The sequence below is a fragment of the Cytobacillus sp. Hz8 genome (assembly GCF_042263505.1).
GTDB lineage: Bacteria > Bacillota > Bacilli > Bacillales > Cytobacillaceae > Bacillus_BE.
This window is the reverse complement of record NZ_JBHKFI010000003.1, coordinates 240,362-259,771: the sequence shown is the minus strand read 5'-3', so window position 1 is coordinate 259,771 and position 19,410 is coordinate 240,362. Positions and strand designations below refer to the sequence as shown.

Below are 19,410 nucleotides of genomic sequence, written 5' to 3'. Positions count from 1 at the left end.
CCATTATCAAAAATGAAGTAGAAGAATGGTAGGTGAATAAGATGCTGGATGAAATTAAAGGCCGTTTAGTTGTTTCCTGCCAGGCATTGGACGATGAGCCCCTTCACAGTTCTTATATCATGGGGAAAATGGCTCTGGCGGCAAAAGAAGGCGGTGCCACCGGAATTCGGGCAAATACAAAAGAGGATATTATTGCCATTAAAGAGGAGGTTTCACTTCCTGTCATCGGTATTGTGAAAAGGGATTACGAAGACAGTGAAATCTATATCACGGCAACAAAAAGAGAAATGGATGAATTAATTGAAAGCGGCTGTGAAATGATTGCCTTGGATGCTACCATGAGAAAACGTCCGGGAAATCTTTCACTTGTGGAGCTTGTTTCCTATGCTCGGGGAAAAAAACCAACCGTGGAGCTTATGGCGGATATTGCATCCATTGAGGATGCCATAAATGCTGAAAAGATAGGGTTTGATTGTGTGGGAACGACCCTTTTAGGGTATACAAAAGAATCAAGTGACCGTAAACTATATGATAATGACTTTGCCTTTTTAAAAGATGTTTTAAAAGAAGTGTCGATTCCAGTCATTGCTGAGGGCAATATCATCACCCCTGAAATGCTAAAAAGAGTCCTTGAAATAGGGGCACATGCGGCAGTCGTTGGAGGCGCGATTACACGTCCGCAGCAAATTACGGCTCGGTTTGCGGCACAAATTTCAGAATAAAAGAAGTTTGATCGTGTGAAACATATAGTGATGATAAGAAAAACTCCACTTAGATAGTGCGATGAACCGTATCATAATATATTGATAATACTAATGTTGACAGTCTCTTATACATCAAAATGGCAGTATGTTCTAAGGAATGCTTTGTGTTGGAACCGCTAAGCATTTCTTAGAACATTTATTTTAGGCTACTGGTCATAATGTAGCCAGAGATTGCAGTATTACACTGTTTTAAATTAAATTCACATCGTATTGTTTCAGCAAAGTCATTATTGCATCTTTGGGTGTAGTTTCAGTAATAATACCATGGAAATCTGCTATATTTGAAAAATTAAAAATTCCATATAGATTGAATCTCTCATTTGGCGCCATTAGGTACAATTCTTTGGATATACTCATAATTGCCTTTTTAGTACCTGAATCCTCGGAGACGCCAGTACTAACACTTCCGTCACTAAGATCTATTCCACTACAACCTAAAAATGTTTTATTGCAGCGATAAAGCTTAATTTGTTCATTGGCAACTGAACCTATATTTCCACCTACAAAAGGATTAAAATCTCCTCCAATAAAAATTACTTGCATCTTTAAATCTAAGTGAAGAAGTGATGATATTTCAACCATATTTGTTATAAGAGTAATATTTTTGGGATTTTGTATAAGCAGTTTTGTAAGGAAATAGGAAATACTTGATGAATCTAAAAAGATTGTATCCTTATCTTTAATTAGCTCATATGCTTTTTTAGCTATAGTTCCTTTTAAATCTGAAATATTTTCAACTCTTTTAAAGAAACTCTCTGCATTTGTAATCGTACGATTTATATTAATTGCCCCGCCATAAGTACGCTGTAATAAGTTGTTTCTCTCTAAAACGCGAAGATCTTTTCTGATCATACTTTCACTTACTTTAAATTGTTTACTTAAATCTTTTACTAATACTTTTCCGTCCTTTTTTAACCGCTCTAATATATGCTTGTGCCTTTCTTCAATAAACATAGGTTCCTCCAATTGATTCTCATTTAATTCCATTTTAGCAACAATAAGATAAAAATCAATTAAATTGTTGATTGAATAGGAGTAAATGATATAAAATGTGATTAAATGAGATAAAACGAAACAAAATAGGAATGTTTAAAAGTGGAGGACTGTTGGAATTATGAAAAAGGCAATATTTTTCGATATTGATGGAACTTTATTAGACTGTTTAAATGGAATCATAGATATTACACCAAGAGTAAAAAAGGCTATACGTGCATTGCAAGCGAATGGTGATTCTGTTTTTATTGCATCAGGCAGACCATATGCTTTTTTAAATGAGGCTATCCTTAATTTTGGATTTGATGGTCTTGTCCTTACTAATGGATCATATGTAAAAGTCAAAGAAAAATGCATATATAAGGAGCCCATGAAGAAAGATTTTGTCAAAGAGTTGGTATATAATTTTGATCAGCACAATATTCAGTATATTTTGCAGGGGGAAATTTATTCATATATAAAAAATGAATATAAAAAATTACATTCATTTTATGATTCATATCATATACCTAAAACATATTTAGAAGGTAATTTTAATCATGAGGAAATAGACATATATAAAATTGAAATGTTATGTTGTGATACAAAAGGATTAGAGTATTGTTCATCTTTAGGAAATGGTGAATACAATTATATGCATGATGTAGAGAAACGTCATTTTGAAATATATTCAAAAACAAACTCAAAAGCTACAGGAATATTAAAAGTGCTGGATTATTTGAATATTCCCTTAGAAAATAGTTATGCTTTTGGTGATGGAAAAAACGATATTGAGATGTTATCTACAGTAGGTTGTGGAATAGCAATGGGAAATGCGGATGATTATGTAAAAAATTATGCAAAAAAAATTACAGATACGGTGAAAAATGATGGAGTAGCTTTAGAAATAGAAAAGTTTATTTTATAATATAGATTCCTGGATATATCTGGTAAAACAGGTGTATCCAAATACTAATCTTTATAGAATTTATAATGGTAAAACAAATAAGAACCTATATGAAATTGCTCACCGAATGGTTAGAACTAGACGAAAGTAAAAATGAAAAAACTGCTCTTAAAATGGGTGCGGTGAAACGTACCACAAATAGTGGTAAAGTTGAGAATAGAAGTAACTTTAGATAAAGACGTATGAAAGCGGCCATTTAGTTTTTTGCTAAAAATAATGCGGGTATGTTTAATACTCCAGTTAGAACATTATTTTAAAAGAAAAAGGAGCTTTATCGGTTTGATAAAGCTCCAAATTTAATTTGGCCGAATTTAATTATGGGAGATAGGCTCAGAAGACAACAACATAGTTAGTCAAGGAAAAAAAGGCAAGTCTGATTTTTTAAATCGGTCTTGCCTTTATTACTGTATTTTTCGCTAACACTTCAAGAGATACAGTCTTCATCTTTTTAATCATTGTCATATTGAGAAATAAATGGTTTTGCTAGCTGGAAAGGGTGTATTTTATCTCCTAAATTAAAAAAGTCACAGAAGTTCATGATAAGAGGCTTCCGTTTTTCAGGATCAATATAATTTTTTTTCCTTCCAGTAAAATAGATTCGTCAATATGGGTTTTTATTATCTCTACTTCTATCACCTTGATCACACGAGGTTCATCAAATGAATGAAAGGATGTTCTTAACAATTGATTGCTTGATAAATATCTTCAATATTAAGTATGAACTATATTAGACATAGACAAATAAAATCCTTTATCCGAGTTAAAGTTCATATTAATTATCTAGTTACTTTTAATTTCAAATTTCATAATTTTATTAGCCCAATTGATTGCTTCGTTATAGTATCGAAGGAATTCGATTCCATCAACTTCTAATTCATTACATCTCTCACTAACATTTTGCCAATCGCCTATTTCAATATAAATACATAAATCTAGAGCATCTCTCATAGGATTAGTAACCCCTTTTAAGGCATCACAAATATTTTCATGAAGAGGTAAATCACTTAAAATCTTCTCAATTGGAATGCCCAGCAATGTATCGATTAAGGAAAACATACCTGTCATAAAATAGGAAGGGGCTTCTAATTTTTTATTTTTTTGAAAAGCAAAGTACTCACACATTTTTGCTCTTGTGAAGCTCAGGCTAATTAATTCATTCGATAGACCAATTTTTGCTTTTGATTGTTCTCTAAAAGCTAGTATATAGATCCATTTTTTTATTTCTATAAGTCCTAGAAGTACGATAGCTTGTCGAATGGAGTTAATTTTATGTTTTGGACGGAATGCCTGTGAATTAACTAACTTAAGAAGTTTGTACGATAATGATAAATTTTGTTCTATTAATTGGGTAATAAGATCGATATTTGGCTCGTCTTGTGATAAATGAGTTAGAATTTCAAAATAAGAATGAAAATAACTAGGTATATCATGTGTAGCCAATATGATGGGTTTTGAAAAAAAATAACCTTGGAAATAGTCGTAGCCTCTATTTTTCGCAGCAATAAATTCATACTCAGTTTCTATTTTTTCAGCGAGTAATTTAATATTTGATTTTAAACCTAGTTCTTCTATAGGTCGCCTCATTTCTTCTGTAGTTTGCATAAAATCAACCTTAATAATATCGGCAAATTGTATTATTTGATAGGAAAATGGATTGTTTTTATTCAAGATAAAATCATCAAGAGCAATTCGATATCCTAATTCCTTTAGTTCTTTACATATATCTAAAATCTCCTGATTGAACTCAACTGTCTCTAAAATTTCTACAACAATCTCATGTGGTCTGAAATAAGTTGGAAGTTTTAATTGAAGCAATTTCTCAGTAAAATTAATAAAACATGGCTTACTATTCATAAGTTCATCAATACCAATATTTAAAAAACTATTAATAATGACTTCTGTTGTGGCCTCATCGCCATTGATTTCGGGAAATGTATTTACTCGATTGCTCCGATACAGTAATTCATAAGCAAAAAGTTCTTGATTCTTTGTGAAAATCGGTTGTTTTGCCACAAAAACCTCCATTTTTATAACCTCCGATTAAATCTAGGTAAAAAAATATATAGTAAAATAGTTCTAATAAAAATTCAAGTTTGCAAGTATGCACTAATTGGTGCAAATCTTGTTTCATTTGGAACAATAAGTATACATCAGTGGTACTAGACGGTGGGTGAAAGTTATTAATCATATTAGACATATTCAACATTAAAGTTAATATTAGGAATAAATATATGATAATTATATCATTCTGCTAATGAGACTTTTGTCATGTGGAATAGATCCATTTACCTACATCCTAACAAATGAGGATTTCAATCAAATTCTAGTAAGCTTTTCAAAAAATCAACTAATATAATCAAAAAGTTACGATACAAACTCGACGAAAGTTGAGGACACAAAGCCATGTGCCTAAAGCAAATATTGCTATGGTTGACAGGTTATCGAATAGCTAAGTTTCTTAAAGGGCTATTCATATTTTTAGTGTCATAATTTATATCTTTGAACTTAGAGAATTGTCTAGCTCCAGCGCCTAGTGTCCTTCGCTCTCCGCCTTACGATAAATCAACATCGAATCGTCTTCGGCTCTTCGTGTTTCCTTATCTCAGATGGAGAACTCCAGGCCAACGCCGCTTAGCAAGGAGTTGGCGCTTTTCTTTAATGACTTGGAAATATTTAACGATATGATACTTTTACTCTTGATTATCCGATATCTTGAGGAGAAATAAAAAACATGAATCGGAGGGGAGATATATGTCGGATCAATTTGTGGATGATTCTATTTTAGAGATTTATATTTTTGAATCTTCGCAGATGCTAGAACAACTTGAAGAAGTGATTTTGAAGTGCGAAGAGGCAGGCGTATATTCAACAGAAATGATAAATGATATTTTTCGTATCATGCATACGATTAAGGGTTCATCCAGTATGATGTCGTTTAACAATATTGCATCACTAGCTCATGTACTTGAGGACTTATTTTCTCTTCTTCGTGAGGAAAAGATGAGAATCGAGGATCATACTCAGCTTACGGACCTCATGCTTGATGGAGTGGATTTTATAAAGGTTGAGATAGAGAAAGTAAAGCACTGTGACCCTGTAGACGGAGATTCTACACAGATAATAGAACAAGCAAATAATTTTTTGAAAAGTTTGAAATTAAGAAGTGCTTATCATGATCAATTAAGCGAACAGGATTCTACTCATGTCACTAATATTGATAAAGAACAAACTAGTAATTCTTCTGCATTAAAAGAGTATGTTGCTACAGTTCGCTTAGAGGATTGTGGGGGAATGGAAGATGTACGTGCATTCCAAATCATTCACCAATTAAAGGAAGAAATTCACGAACTGACATTTACACCAGAAGATTTGGAGACAAATTTTGATACTGTCGATTTGATTCGCCAAAATGGACTTCATCTTTTTATTCATACAGACAAGATATATGAGGAAATGGAAGAGTTGTTTAGTCAAGTTTCCTATGTACAGTCTCTTGAATTAAAGGAAATAGATAAAACTATAATGAGCCCTGTATCAGAGATGTCAGTAGGCGAATCCCCCCAAAAAAATAGTTCAATTAAGGGAAATGGTAGGAATGCAGCCTATCAGTCGAGTTTTTTAAGCGTTAATGTTTTGAAACTGGATGAACTTATGGATTTAGTAGGAGAGCTCGTCATTGCAGAATCGATGGTGACTCAAAATCCTGATCTAGTCGGTCTTGAACTAGAACAATTTACGAAAGCAGCAAGGCATTTAAAGAAGATTACAGATGAAATCCAAGATAAAGTAATGTCAATACGAATGGTACCATTAACGAATACTTTCCAAAAAATGAATCGCATCGTAAGAGATATGAGTAAAAAGCTTCAAAAGGAAGTGCAGTTAGAACTCATTGGTGAAGATACTGAGGTGGATAAAAATATTATTGAACACATCTCAGATCCGCTCATGCACATTGTTCGCAACTCGCTTGACCATGGGATTGAAAGTTGTAAAGAAAGAATGGAAAAAGGAAAACCGAAGTTAGGAACACTGACACTTAAGGCAAAAAATGCTGGAAATGAAGTGTTAATTTTTGTGAGAGATGATGGTCGGGGACTAAATAAAGAAAAACTCATCAATAGAGCAAAAGAGAATCATTTGCTTCATAAAAATGAAAGCGAAATGAGCGATCGGGAAATCTATAATCTTATCTTCTTACCGGGATTCTCTACAAAGGATCAAATCACTGAATTCAGTGGCCGTGGTGTTGGAATGGATGTCGTCACAAAAAACATTGGGACGGTAGGCGGTACTGTGACAATAGATAGCGAGATTGACAAAGGAACCACAATCATCATACGAATTCCCCTTACACTTGCTATTATTGACGGCATGAATATAAGAGTAGGAAAGTCACGTTATACTTTGCCAACAACAGCCATTAAAGAATCGTTCCGTCCAGCAAAAGGGGATATCATCACTGACCCTGAGGGAAATGAGATGATTATGGTTAGAGGACAATGCTATCCTATTCTTCGATTACATGAGTGCTACGGTATTCGAGGAGATGTAACGAACCTAGACGAAGGTGTTTTGATTATGGCAGAACAAGAAGGCAAGTATGTATGCCTTTTTGCAGATGAACTTCTTGGTCAACAGCAGGTCGTTGTTAAATCATTGCCAGATTATATAAAAAAAATAAGTCAGGTGAAAGGCATTACAGGATGCACCTTACTTGGTGATGGTAGCATTAGCCTTATCCTTGATATTTCAGGACTCATAAAGTGAAACTTCCATCAGTGGGGGTTTTCGACGCACAGGACGTCGCGCTTTTAGAGTCTGTCATCCATCCCCCACTGATGGTTAGACACGCAGAGCCTGATTGATTTTTCTAAGGGCTGAAGCCCAAAGAAAAATCTTATTTCACTTATCGCGCTCATAACGCCACGTCCTGTGGCTTCGCCTGACTAGGACCTCCTGTCCGTCGTCGGACCTTTACGGACAGTTGATCTCCCACTTATCTTCTTCGTATTCTCATAATCTTGAAGCGGGAGTCTTACTGTCCGTTAAGAGTGGGATAAAAGGTACTACTAGATAATTAACGAAGGGTGAGAAGAACATGTCAAATGTTTTACAACATGAAGAATATGAGGAAGACAATCAAGTAGATAAGTTTTTGACCTTTGTCTTGGAAAATGAATTTTATGGTATCGATATCAAACACGTTACCGAAATTATTGGAATCCAGCAAATTACCGAAGTTCCAGAGGTACCAGATTATATTCGTGGAATCATCAATCTAAGAGGGAAAATCATTCCAGTTATGGATGTTCGATTACGATTTAAAAAGGATTTTAGAGAATATAATGATCGAACTTGTATTATCGTTATCGATGTGAAGGAATTATCAATCGGCCTCATAGTTGACAGTGTTTCAGAGGTTTTGACGATTGCACCGGAGGAAATTGTGTTACCGCCAGAAATAAATCAGGGTTCAAATAAGTATGTAATGGGAATTGGGAAGGTTGGAAGTGAAGTCAAACTGTTATTAAATTGTGACAAGCTACTACACGATGAAGTTTCAGAACAATTGCTTCATATTTAAACAAACAGGAGGATTCAGTCATGAATTGGTTTTATAATATGAAAATTGGTCGAAAGTTGCTTATAGCGTTCTTAATTGTAGCACTGATAGCTGCTGTAATAGGTACGGTTGGAATTATTAATATGAGAAATATTGATAAGGATTATACAGATATATATGTAAATTACGGGATTTCTACAGGTGATATAGGGAAAGCAGCCATTGAGTTTCAAGATATCCGTGCAACAGTAAGGGATATGGTATTATCAAAGGATGCAAAGGAAGTAGAGGCATATAAAAAGAAAATTGAAGAGAATCAAATGAAGATGGAGCAAGATCTAAAAGCATTTGAAACTAGTGTTCCTGCAAAAACTCGTGACAGCTATAATTCTTTAATAAACGCTCTTGATCAATATAATGGTACATTAGATAAAGTTATTAGTCTTGCAAGTGCAAATAAGATGGAAGAAGCCTACAGGGTTCTGATATCAGAAGGCACTTCTTCCTACAAGGAAGCAAGCAAAGATATTGATCAATTATTTAAGACAAAACGAGAAAATGGAGATAAGAAATCTGCTAATCTATCTGCGGAAACAAACAAAACGATAACAACTGTCATTGTTGTAGTCATTATGGCTGTTTTAGTTGCCATTTTACTTGGATTTTTCATTTCTCGGATGATTAGTAAGCCAATAGAACAAATTGTTCAAGCAGCTGAACAAATTGCAGCTGGAGATCTTGATGTGGAAATTAATATAAAAATGAAAGACGAAATCGGAGCTTTAGCAAATGCATTCCGTAAGATGTGTGACAACCTAAATCAAGTCATGCACGAAGTAAATACAGCAGCTGCACAGGTGGCATCCGGTTCAAGTCAAGTGTCAGAATCTAGTATTTCCCTATCACAGGGCGCTACTGAACAAGCAAGTTCGATTGAAGAATTGACGGCATCGGTAGAAGAAATCTCTTCACAAACAAGATTAAATGCAGACAATGCTAACGAGGCAAATAGATTAGCTATGATGGCAAAAATGCATGCAGTAGAAGGAAATTCTCAAATGAATGAAATGTTAAGAGCCATGGATGATATTAATGTGGCTTCTGAAAGTATTTCAAAGATTATTAAAGTTATTGATGAAATTGCTTTTCAAACGAATATCTTAGCACTTAATGCCGCAGTTGAAGCAGCAAGGGCCGGACAACATGGCAAGGGATTTGCGGTTGTTGCTGAAGAGGTACGCAACTTGGCAGCAAGATCGGCCAATGCTGCAAAGGAAACGACCGATATGATCGAAGGGTCAATTAGAAAAGTAGAAGGCGGAATGGAAATTGCAAATGAAACGGCAGCAGCTTTAGAAAAGATTGTTGAAGGTGTTGCAAAAGTTGCTGATCTTGTGAATGGTATTTCCACTGCTTCGAACGAACAGGCAGCAGGAATCAGTCAAATCAATCAAGGTATACTTCAAGTATCTCAAGTTGTACAGGCTAATTCTGCTACATCAGAAGAAGGTGCTTCTGCAAGTGAAGAATTGTCAAGTCAAGCAGAATTACTGAGAGCTAAGGTTAGCCAATTTAAGCTGAGAAATACTAGCAATGCGGGTTCGTTTGACAGAATGAATGGATTGAATCCAGATGTAATGAATTTGATCAACCAAATGTCGAATCATTCAAAACACCAAGTTGAAAACTCTTATGCGGAAGAAGCTGCATCAAGTCAAAGAAGAATTGTGTTAAGCGACAACGAATTCGGGAAATATTAATAGAATAAAGTGAAACTTCCATCAGTGGGGGGTTTAGACGCACAGGACGTGTTAGTGCAGACGTTGCGATTGACATCGCGCTTTTAGTCTGTCATTCATCCCCCACTTATGGTTAGATGAACTTATCGGACCTTTACGGACAGTTGATCACCCACTTATCTTCTTCGTATTCTCAGAATCTTAAAGTGGGAGTTTGACTGTCCGTTAAGAGTGGGATAAAAAAGGAGAGGGTCTAAAGACTCTCTCTTCCTATGTATAGGTGGTGAAGAAATGATTAGTATTACAGATAAAGAATTTAAACAGCTTGCCGAATTTATAAAGCAAAACTATGGTATCCATTTAAAAGAAAAAAAGAGAGTGATTGTAGAAGGCCGGTTATTTCAGGTATTACAAAAACTGAATTTTACCAATTATACGGATTATTTTCACTACATTTTGGCAGATCAAACGGAAAAGGCAGCTTCAGAATTAGTGGAGAAAATTACGACAAATCATACCTTTTTTATGAGAGAAGTGGAGCATTTTCGATTTTTTCAAGAACAAGTACTTCCTTTTTTAGAACGAACAGTACAAAGCCGTGACTTGAGAATCTGGAGTGCGGGCTGCTCTACCGGTGAAGAACCATATACTCTCGCTATGATTTTAGATGAATATTTTGGTTGGCAAAAGTACAGTTGGGATACAAAAGTGCTTGCAACCGATCTTTCTCAAAAAGTTTTATCCGCTGCTACGAAAGGTATATATCCAAATGAAGCACTTGCTTCTCTTTCTATTAAATGGAAACAAACCTATTTTAAGAATAATGGTGACGGGACTTCAGAGGTAGCTACAAAAATCAAAAATGAAGTCATCTATAGACGATTTAATCTCATGGAGTCGAACTTTCCATTTAAAAAGAAATTTCATGTCATCTTTTGTCGTAACGTCATGATCTATTTTGATCAGAAGACAAAAACAGATCTCGTTAATAAATTTTACAATTTTATGGAGCCGGGTGGTTATCTATTTATCGGGCAATCAGAGACAATAGACCGCGAATCTGTCAACTTTCGCTATGTAATGCCTGCTGTTTATAGAAAAGAGGTAATCATCTAGCAAACGAAAGGAAGATAGTCATATGCACGCACAAAAAAAAATTAGTGTGCTGGTTGTTGATGATTCACTTGTTTTTAGAGAAGTGATTTCACGTGGAATTGAGACAGACCCAAATATTCGAGTAGTTGCAAAAGCAGGAGATCCTTTTGAAGCACGGGATTACATTTTAAAGTATCAACCAGATTTAATGGTTTGTGATATTCAGATGCCAAAGATGAATGGAATTGAATTTATTAGAAGGCTTCTCCCCCAGTATTCGTTGCCAGTTCTTATTGTAAGTACAGCTAATAATGCTGTATTTGATGCGTTAAATGCAGGAGCAGTGGATTTTGTTGGAAAGCCAAATGCAAACTCGCCCGAGGATGTAAAGAATTTTATTATGGATCTAATTCAAAAAATAAAGATGGCTGTCCGTGTTAACGTAAGAAAAGATCATTCTTGTGAAGCACGAGTGATAAAAGAAGTACAATCGGCACCTATGGAAAGAAAAATTATTGCAGTAGGTGCATCTACTGGTGGTACGGAAGCAATATTTCAATTATTGCAGTCTCTTCCTACAAACATCCCGGGAATGGTTGTTGTCCAGCATATTCCTCCGGTCTTCTCAGGAATGCTTGCTCAGCGCCTTGAACAAACTACACCATTCCGTGTTAAGGAAGCACAAACTGGAGATTTTGTAGAGCAAGGGAAGGTATTGATAGCATCAGGAGACAAACACATGAGGGTAAAGAAAGTAGGTTCGAAATTTAAGGTTGAATGTTTTGAAGGAGAAAAGGTAAGTGGGCATTGTCCATCCGTAGATGTATTATTTCATTCGGTAGCAAAGGAAATCGGACAACATGCAGTTGGCGTTATCTTAACAGGGATGGGGTATGATGGGGCAAAGGGGTTACTTTCAATGCGGAGAATGGGTGCTCGAACCATCGGACAGGATGAAGCTTCCTCTGTTGTATATGGGATGCCTAAGGCAGCTTATAATATTGGTGCTGTGGAAAAGCAGGCATCTCTTTCGCGTATCCCACAATTACTCTACTCAATGGCTACAGAAAAAATATAAGCGCTAAAGATAAAAGGTTGGTGAAATAGATAGTGAAACTAAGTTTTACGAGTAAGAAACTTCCATTGTTTAAATGGATTTGGTATTCATTTTTAAGAACTGCACTCATTCCGTTAATTGTAGTAGAACTCGTATTTATTGGCATCTATTTTTTTACTAACAAATGGTCCCAACAAGAAACTATTCAACTACTAAAAGAAGAAACTCAAGACGAAGTACAACAAACTGCCAAAAGAGAGGCTGTTGTAATCGATAATCAAATTTCTAGTATTACGAACGCCACAGAATTATACAGACAACAAACGAAACAATCACTTAATTCAAAGGTTTCTGCACTCCCTGAAGATATCGCTAGATTAAAATATTCTAAAGAAGGGTCCTATTATTCAACAAAAGATTTACAAGACGGAGGACCAGCCATCTTTTATAGTGGAGCGGTACCTGTAAGAGAGAAAGAGAGAGAAAAGGTACATAGGTTTCTAACAACAGGGCCCATTATGAAAAATATTTATAAGTCACAACCCCTAGCTGGAGCCATCTACTTCAATACATTTGATTCATTAAACGTCATCTATCCTTATTTCGATGTATTAGAACAATATGCACCACATATGAATATACCGACTTATAACTTTTACTATGAAGCAGATCTCAAACATAATCCTGAAAAAAAGGTAAAGTGGACAGATGCGTATCTTGACCCAGCTGGTAAAGGATGGATGGCTTCAGCTATTGCCCCAGTTTATAACGGGGATTTTTTAGAAGGTGTTGTCGGAATTGATGTTACCATTGACACGATTACGAAAGAAGTACTTAATCTTGAAATTCCATGGGGAGGATATGGTGTTTTAGTAGGGAAAGATGGTACGATTCTTGCTTTACCAAAGAAGGGTGAAGAAACATTTGGATTAAATGAATTAACAGATCATACTTATGAGGAAGCCATATTTCAAGATACTTTTAAACCGGATCAGTTTAATATTTATAAAAGAAAAGCTTTTAATGTCATTACAGAGAGGATTAAACAGAAAAAAAATGGTTTGAATACCATCAAGTTAGACAATAATAACCATTTTATTTCTTGGTCCACTGTAAAGGATACAGGGTGGAAATTATTAGTGATTGTTCCGCAGGAAAATGTATATGGAAAGATTAATAAGATGAGTGATAAGTTATTTCAAATCGGATCATTTATGATTGGTGGATTGATATTATTTTATATTCTTTTCTTCCTAATCCTATACAGACAATCCCGTAAAATGAGTCTGAACATTGCAGAACCATTAATATCTTTAAATGCTGTTGTGAAAAACATCGGTGGGGGAATATACTACCAAAATAAACTTCAATTTAGAGTAATCGAGTTGCAGGAAACAGCAGATAATCTGATAGATATGGGAAAAGAGTTAGGGAGTACGAATAATAACTTAAATAAGACTCAAATGGAACTTGAGAAAAGTGAGTCTGATTTACGGGCTTTAGTACATTCGATTGATGATATTATTATAGAGTTAGATAAAACCGGTGTATGTTTAAATGTTTGGACAAATGATGAATGGATTCTTGCTCACCCTATTAATCATATTATCGGTAAAAAAGTTGGAGACATTCTTGATAAGAAGTTTGAAGAAATCCTTACACCTCTAGTTAAAAAAGTTTTTCATTCAGGGAAAAAAGAGAGTGTGGAGTATGAAGTTTCAACGGAACATGGAAATAGTTGGTTTCAAGGTAGGTTTTCACCTATATTTGATGGGGAAGGAAATATAAAAACCCTCTCATTTACTGCACGTAATATTACAAACCAAAAAAACATGGAGCAGACTCTCATCCAAGCAAAGGAAGAAGCTGAGAGAGCTAGTACAGCCAAATCTGAGTTTTTATCTAGTATGAGTCACGAGCTTCGTACTCCAATGAATGCCATATTAGGATTTGCTCAATTACTTGAAATGGACCCTTCAGAACCATTGACAGAATCTCAGCAAGAAAGTGTAGATGAAATTTTAAAAGCTGGGAATCACTTATTGATCCTAATCAATGAAGTATTAGATTTAGCGAAAATTGAGTCTGGTAGACTTTCAATTTCTATTGAACCTGTAGAAGTATATTCTGTTATGGATGAGGTGGTAAGTATTATTTCTCCATTAGCAGACAGACGTAGCATAACCTTGATTAATAGATTTGAAGAAGGTATTCATGTTTATGTAGATGCAGATCGAATTCGATTAAAACAAGTATTACTAAATTTAATGTCTAACGCAGTAAAATATAATAAAGATCAGGGGAAGATCACTTTTGAGTGTATAAAGTTAGAAGATCGTATGCAGTTTGTCATTACTGATACTGGAACAGGAATAGAGGCAACAGATCTGAATCTAATTTTCGAACCCTTCTATCGACTAAACGACCAACATTACATTGTAGAAGGAACTGGGATTGGTTTAACAGTTTCTAAAAAGCTGATTGAACAAATGAATGGTACGATTCACGTTGAAAGTCAAATGGGAGTTGGTAGCAAGTTCTGGTTCGACCTACCTATTACTGACGGTAGTGATTTATTTATGAATGAAGTTACGGTAGTCAAAGACCCAATAGATGAAGTGAACTTTGTTAATAAATACAAAATATTATATATAGAAGATAATCCTGCTAATTTACAACTTGTAGAGAAGATATTAATATCGAGATTTGAAAATATTGAACTCTTATCAGCACCAACTGGGGAACTAGGTATTGATTTGGCTAGTGTTCATAAACCAGATTTAATCTTATTAGATATTAATTTACCGGGTATTAATGGATTTGAGGTGTTTTCACGCCTTCATGGATTAAATGATACAAAGCATATTCCTGTAATTGCTATAAGTGCAAATGCAATGAAAAGAGATGTTGAAAAAGGATTAGCAGTTGGTTTTGAAGCCTATTTAACAAAGCCAATTAACGTAAATGAATTTGTTAAACAAATTCAAAAAACATTAGATGTTAGTTAGAAATAATAGGTATTAGTGTATAATTCTCTAAATTGTCATAGAAAGGTTCTTCTTTCAATAGGAGAACCTTTTTTTTCTTTAATAATCAAAGTTAAATGCTATATAATAAAGTCAAGAAGTCATTAGGAAAGAGGAGATGCTATGACTCAAAAATACCGTGTTATTATTGCGGATGATTTACCTGAAGCAAGGAAGCTCTTAAAACGTTTTATTGAACTTATCCAACCATTGTTTACAGTAATAGATGAAGCAGAAAACGGTGAGGCTTTAATAGAAAAAGTAATGGTTCATAAACCTGATCTCATTTTAACTGATATAGATATGCCAAAATTAAAAGGGATTGACGCAATAAGAGAATGTCAAAAATTAATGCCTGATATTAAATATATTTTTACCACAGCTCATGATTCATTTGCACTTGACGCATTTGAATTAAGTGCAGTGGATTATATATTAAAACCAATAAAAAAAGAGCGATTATATCTTGCCTTAGAAAAAGCAAAGAAGGTATTACAACAAAGTAAGTCAGTTTTAGGTAAAGAAGATAAAAAAAGAATTACAATAAAGTTTAATCGTTCGCTTTATTATATTTTTATGGAAGATATCTTATTTATTGAGAAAAGTGGCAGGAAAACAATTATTCATACCAACAAACAAGAATATCCATCTTTAGAAACATTAGAGGAATTGAAAGAGTCTTTACCAAGTGGGATTGTTCAATCTCACCGCTCCTTCCTCATTAATTTAGAACATGTATCCCATATAACAACAGTTGGTAAAAGTTATATGGTGTATTTTTATGGTTATGATAAACCAGCACAAATTTCAAAGCAAAACATAAACCATATTCAAGAATTAATGGAAACATATTTAAAAAAATAATGCAGATAGGAAGTAAATCCTATCTGTTTTTTATTTTTGATGAAACATTCTGTTATGACTTGAAAGGTCATAAAAATAGACTAAAAGGGCAGATTGGGTGTCTAGAACATGATCAAAAAGGTTTGAATGATTCTAGAATAAATTGACATTTAACTAAAAAATCGATATTTTATAGTCCTAAATAACTATTTATTATTAGTTGTATAGGTATATATTACCGGTTTAAGTGAATTATAATTATATTTTTTTAACGATGAAGAGGAGCAAATAACTATGAAAAAGATATTAATAGTAGATGATTCACTTATGATGAGACATAAGTTAAGAGAAATTGTCGAAAAAGAAGGATATAAAGTTGTTGCTGAAGCAAGTGATGGTGAAGAGGCAATTCAAAAATATAAAATGACAAATCCTGATCTCGTAATAATGGATATAACTATGCCAGAAATGAATGGGATTCAAGCGTTACTGGAATTAAAAAAGATAGATGAGAATGTTAAAGTAATTATGGTATCGGCAATGGGACAGAAGCCAATGGTGATAGATGCGATAAAATATGGCGCTAAAGATTTTCTTGTAAAACCATTTGAAACAGAAAAGTTTATTAGTTCCATAAACAAAGTGATTGCATAGGTAATCTAAATTTTTTTATAAACAAAGTAAGCTCGTATTCAAACAATCCATACAAATGGTGCTTTATAAGCGATTGGATAGCGGAAAACTTCAATGGCCAAAAGATGAAAATAAGTACGAAATCTATCGCAACAAGAGCTTCGCTGGCTTCTTATTATGAATTCTGAATAAGGAGCCACCGGAATTGACGGCGGGTTATTTTTAAAGGTCTCGTAATATCATTCGCTGCCATTGAAATTTTCCCCGTTCTAGTCGGCGATAAAAGAGCCAAAATCCATTTTAATCCTAGTAAAGGATTTTCAAATTATTCTTTTTGTATCATTTAATTTGGGTCAATCCGCTAACTTTAAATTCAGTTATACGAAGTTCCTACTCCTTTTGAACCTCCATTTTTTCCATAAAAAAACCTCCTCTTGTTTTTCCTTGAGAAGATTATGACAGGATTAGGAGAAGTAACTAGGTGGGAAGAGTTTGACGCTTACCCTAAATTTGTATGATATTTTATTTGGGGATTCAACTTCAAAGTCATATCTATACAATTCTCGAATCGACAAATGGTTATAAATCATATCCGATATTAGAAGCTAAATTTAAAACACCCTAAGTTTAAAAAAACTTAGGGTATTTTAATAACTTTCCATTTTATTGAAATGGTATTGGATTTTGCCCGGTTGTAATATATATTTGGTTTCCTTTAAAAACCTCCAAACAACCCAAAAAATGACACGAACAATTGGTATAAATAGGTTGATTAAATATGGTTTTGTTAATAAAGAGGACCTGTATGGAAATACAATAGGTAGATAGTTTTAGTTTTTTTGCATGGACAACTATCCATTTTAGCCTATTTCTAGGGGGGAATATTGACGCCTAAGAAGGGGAGTAGTAGGATAAAAACATTGTGGTAAATAAATACAAAAGAGGAGGTTATATCCATGTGGGAGAAAAAATTATTATGCTTTGTAATTCCGTTGATGTTATTAGGGGGATGCGGAACAGATACAGTAGTAGGAAAAACACATAAACAGGTTCAATCTTCTGAAACAAAAAAGGAAAAGCTGACTAAGGAGAATTATGCTCCAAGATTAACATCTTTAGCAGTTGATTTTACAAAAGAAATATTAGAGATACAAACAATTGCAGCATCAGATAAAAGTAATGCTGAAAAAATGAAAGAGGTTAATAAAAAGATAGATGACATTCTAAAGATGGCGGAGAAGTTTAAAAATATAGAAGCACCTAAAGAGTATGAAACGGTTCAAAAAGGAATCGAAAAAGCCGTGGACTACTATAGTAAAGGCTTTAAATATCAAAAGGAAGCAATTAAGGATCAGAGTAATAAAGAGAAATTAACTAAATCACTCGAACAGATTCAATTGGGAGATGAAGCTTGGAGGGAATCGTATAATCAATTACAGGAAATTCAACTGGATTTAATACAGGAGCCGGTAACAAAGTCAAAGGAAAGCAAGCCAGATATTCAAAACATATCAAAGGATGGCAAAGAGTTGGTCGGTACTTGGGTGGAAAAAACAAAAAATAGAATCGAACAATCACTCATCTTTCATCCAGATGGTATTTTTGAGAATTATGTTGAAGATACATATCCTACGAAAGACAATTATGTTAAAGGACACTGGAAGTATGATTCGAAAACAAATAAGTTAAAACTTACGGGCGAAAAAATGTACAGAGACGGTGAACTTGAACAAGATTTTATGGAAGTACGGACGTTTGTCGTTAAGTCTTTCCAAGGGGATAAATTAGAACTTGAAGAGCCTGAAGCGGGACAATCGGGAATACTAGAGAGGCGCTAAAGTGATATGGCTTAATGCTAGCTTCTAAATTAAATAATTTGATACAAAAGTAGATTAAAAGGAAATTATAGGGTTTAGGTGTATTAACCTAGTCCTATATTCATTTGGAATACTTTTTTACATTTGATAGGATACATCCGAAATTCTGTTCATGATAATTTGGCCATCACGGTTGGTCCTTTGCATGGAAGGAATATAAGAAACTACATCTAGCATATCCTTCTCGTGAACTATATTTTCCATACAGACGATGAAATTTAAGGTAAAAGAACAGAAATTTATCGGCGTTAGGAGACGACTTCAATGAAAATGGAGGCTAAGGTGCCAATAATATCTGTTTCACTTGCATATAGGGGAAACCAATCCGATTGGATGATGTACTTTTAGATCAGGTTGTTCAACTCCAATCTTTGATACAGAAAAAGTTAAGGAAGTTGGACTAATCATTGTCCGAAAAAATGGCAAGCCAAGTAGAATGTATGGAGTTGGTGAACTTACCCAGTTTAAAATGAAAACGCTATAAAAAATTTGTGATTATTTTCTTAACGTAGTATCTCTTGCCAAGTTACCACAGAATTGGGTAAGCAGAAATTTTATTGTTTTATATTCCAATATTGTAGAAATTGTAAAAAATGGATACGAAGAAGAACTAAACTTTATTATCGCCCATGAACTAGCCCATATAAAAAGAAATTATATTACAAAACAATTATTGATTCTCCCAGCTCGATGGGTACCTTTTCTTGGAAATGCATATTCTCGTGCGTGTGAATATACATGTGATCGAATTGCTACTGCATATATTAATAGTCCAAAAGGTGCAGCCAATGCTCTTGCTATTTTAGCTGTTGGGAAGACGCTTTTTGTTAGTTTGGATATTGTAGAATACATATAAAACGCAAGAACGAAA

At 34.2% G+C, this 19,410-nt stretch carries 14 protein-coding genes and 1 riboswitch; of the genes, 12 read left to right on the top strand and 2 right to left on the bottom strand.

Annotation, left to right across the window (positions count from 1 at the left end):
- Positions 1-41 precede the first annotated feature (41 nt).
- Entirely contained in the window at positions 42-722 is a 681-nt protein-coding gene (locus ACE38V_RS06305; RefSeq protein WP_375840450.1) for an N-acetylmannosamine-6-phosphate 2-epimerase, read from the top strand.
- A gap of 231 nt (positions 723-953) precedes the next feature.
- Here the strand turns inward: ACE38V_RS06305 and ACE38V_RS06300 are convergent, their stop codons facing one another.
- Positions 954-1,718, bottom strand: a complete 765-nt coding sequence (locus tag ACE38V_RS06300; RefSeq protein ID WP_375840352.1) for a DeoR/GlpR family DNA-binding transcription regulator — start codon at positions 1,716-1,718, stop codon at positions 954-956.
- Between the two features lie 160 nt (positions 1,719-1,878).
- Here ACE38V_RS06300 and ACE38V_RS06295 point away from each other — a divergent pair, with 160 nt between their 5' ends.
- Positions 1,879-2,664 (top strand): HAD family hydrolase, encoded by a 786-nt coding sequence (locus tag ACE38V_RS06295; RefSeq protein WP_375840351.1) that lies wholly within the window; start codon positions 1,879-1,881, stop codon positions 2,662-2,664.
- An 819-nt stretch (positions 2,665-3,483) separates the two neighbouring features.
- On the opposite strand, the gene ACE38V_RS06290 is transcribed toward ACE38V_RS06295, so the two are convergent.
- The gene (locus ACE38V_RS06290; protein WP_375840350.1) at positions 3,484-4,728 is read right to left on the bottom strand and encodes an EAL and HDOD domain-containing protein; all 1,245 of its coding nucleotides are present in this window, start codon (positions 4,726-4,728) and stop codon (positions 3,484-3,486) included.
- 335 nt (positions 4,729-5,063) lie between these two features.
- Positions 5,064-5,149, top strand: a riboswitch (cyclic di-GMP riboswitch).
- Between the two features lie 305 nt (positions 5,150-5,454).
- Between ACE38V_RS06290 and ACE38V_RS06285 the strand changes: the two genes are divergently transcribed.
- The 10 genes from ACE38V_RS06285 (at position 5,455) to ACE38V_RS06240 (ending at position 19,395) form a co-directional block, all read left to right on the top strand.
- Positions 5,455-7,473: a chemotaxis protein CheW gene (locus tag ACE38V_RS06285; protein ID WP_375840349.1), complete on the top strand. Its 2,019-nt coding sequence runs from the start codon at positions 5,455-5,457 to the stop codon at positions 7,471-7,473.
- 331 nt (positions 7,474-7,804) lie between these two features.
- Positions 7,805-8,290, top strand: coding sequence for a chemotaxis protein CheW (locus tag ACE38V_RS06280; protein WP_375840348.1), 486 nt, complete (start codon positions 7,805-7,807; stop codon positions 8,288-8,290).
- 20 nt (positions 8,291-8,310) lie between these two features.
- Positions 8,311-10,029 carry a methyl-accepting chemotaxis protein gene (locus ACE38V_RS06275; protein WP_375840347.1) on the top strand — a complete coding sequence of 573 codons (1,719 nt, stop codon included), beginning with the start codon at positions 8,311-8,313 and terminating at the stop codon, positions 10,027-10,029.
- Positions 10,030-10,299: 270 nt separating this feature from the next.
- Positions 10,300-11,124, top strand: a complete 825-nt coding sequence (locus ACE38V_RS06270) for a CheR family methyltransferase (RefSeq protein WP_375840346.1) — start codon at positions 10,300-10,302, stop codon at positions 11,122-11,124.
- A 22-nt stretch (positions 11,125-11,146) separates the two neighbouring features.
- On the top strand, positions 11,147-12,181 hold the full coding sequence (locus ACE38V_RS06265) for a protein-glutamate methylesterase/protein-glutamine glutaminase (RefSeq protein ID WP_375840345.1): 1,035 nt from the start codon (positions 11,147-11,149) through the stop codon (positions 12,179-12,181).
- 32 nt (positions 12,182-12,213) lie between these two features.
- Positions 12,214-15,168 carry an ATP-binding protein gene (locus ACE38V_RS06260; RefSeq protein WP_375840344.1) on the top strand — a complete coding sequence of 985 codons (2,955 nt, stop codon included), beginning with the start codon at positions 12,214-12,216 and terminating at the stop codon, positions 15,166-15,168.
- Between the two features lie 141 nt (positions 15,169-15,309).
- A complete protein-coding gene (locus ACE38V_RS06255; RefSeq protein ID WP_375840343.1) occupies positions 15,310-16,050 on the top strand; it encodes a LytR/AlgR family response regulator transcription factor in 741 nt (246 codons plus the stop codon).
- Between the two features lie 273 nt (positions 16,051-16,323).
- Entirely contained in the window at positions 16,324-16,683 is a 360-nt protein-coding gene (locus ACE38V_RS06250; protein WP_375840342.1) for a response regulator, read from the top strand.
- A 935-nt stretch (positions 16,684-17,618) separates the two neighbouring features.
- A complete protein-coding gene (locus tag ACE38V_RS06245; RefSeq protein ID WP_375840341.1) occupies positions 17,619-18,500 on the top strand; it encodes a DUF3994 domain-containing protein in 882 nt (293 codons plus the stop codon).
- 526 nt (positions 18,501-19,026) lie between these two features.
- Positions 19,027-19,395: a M48 family metalloprotease gene (locus ACE38V_RS06240; RefSeq protein WP_375840449.1), complete on the top strand. Its 369-nt coding sequence runs from the start codon at positions 19,027-19,029 to the stop codon at positions 19,393-19,395.
- Positions 19,396-19,410 lie beyond the last annotated feature (15 nt).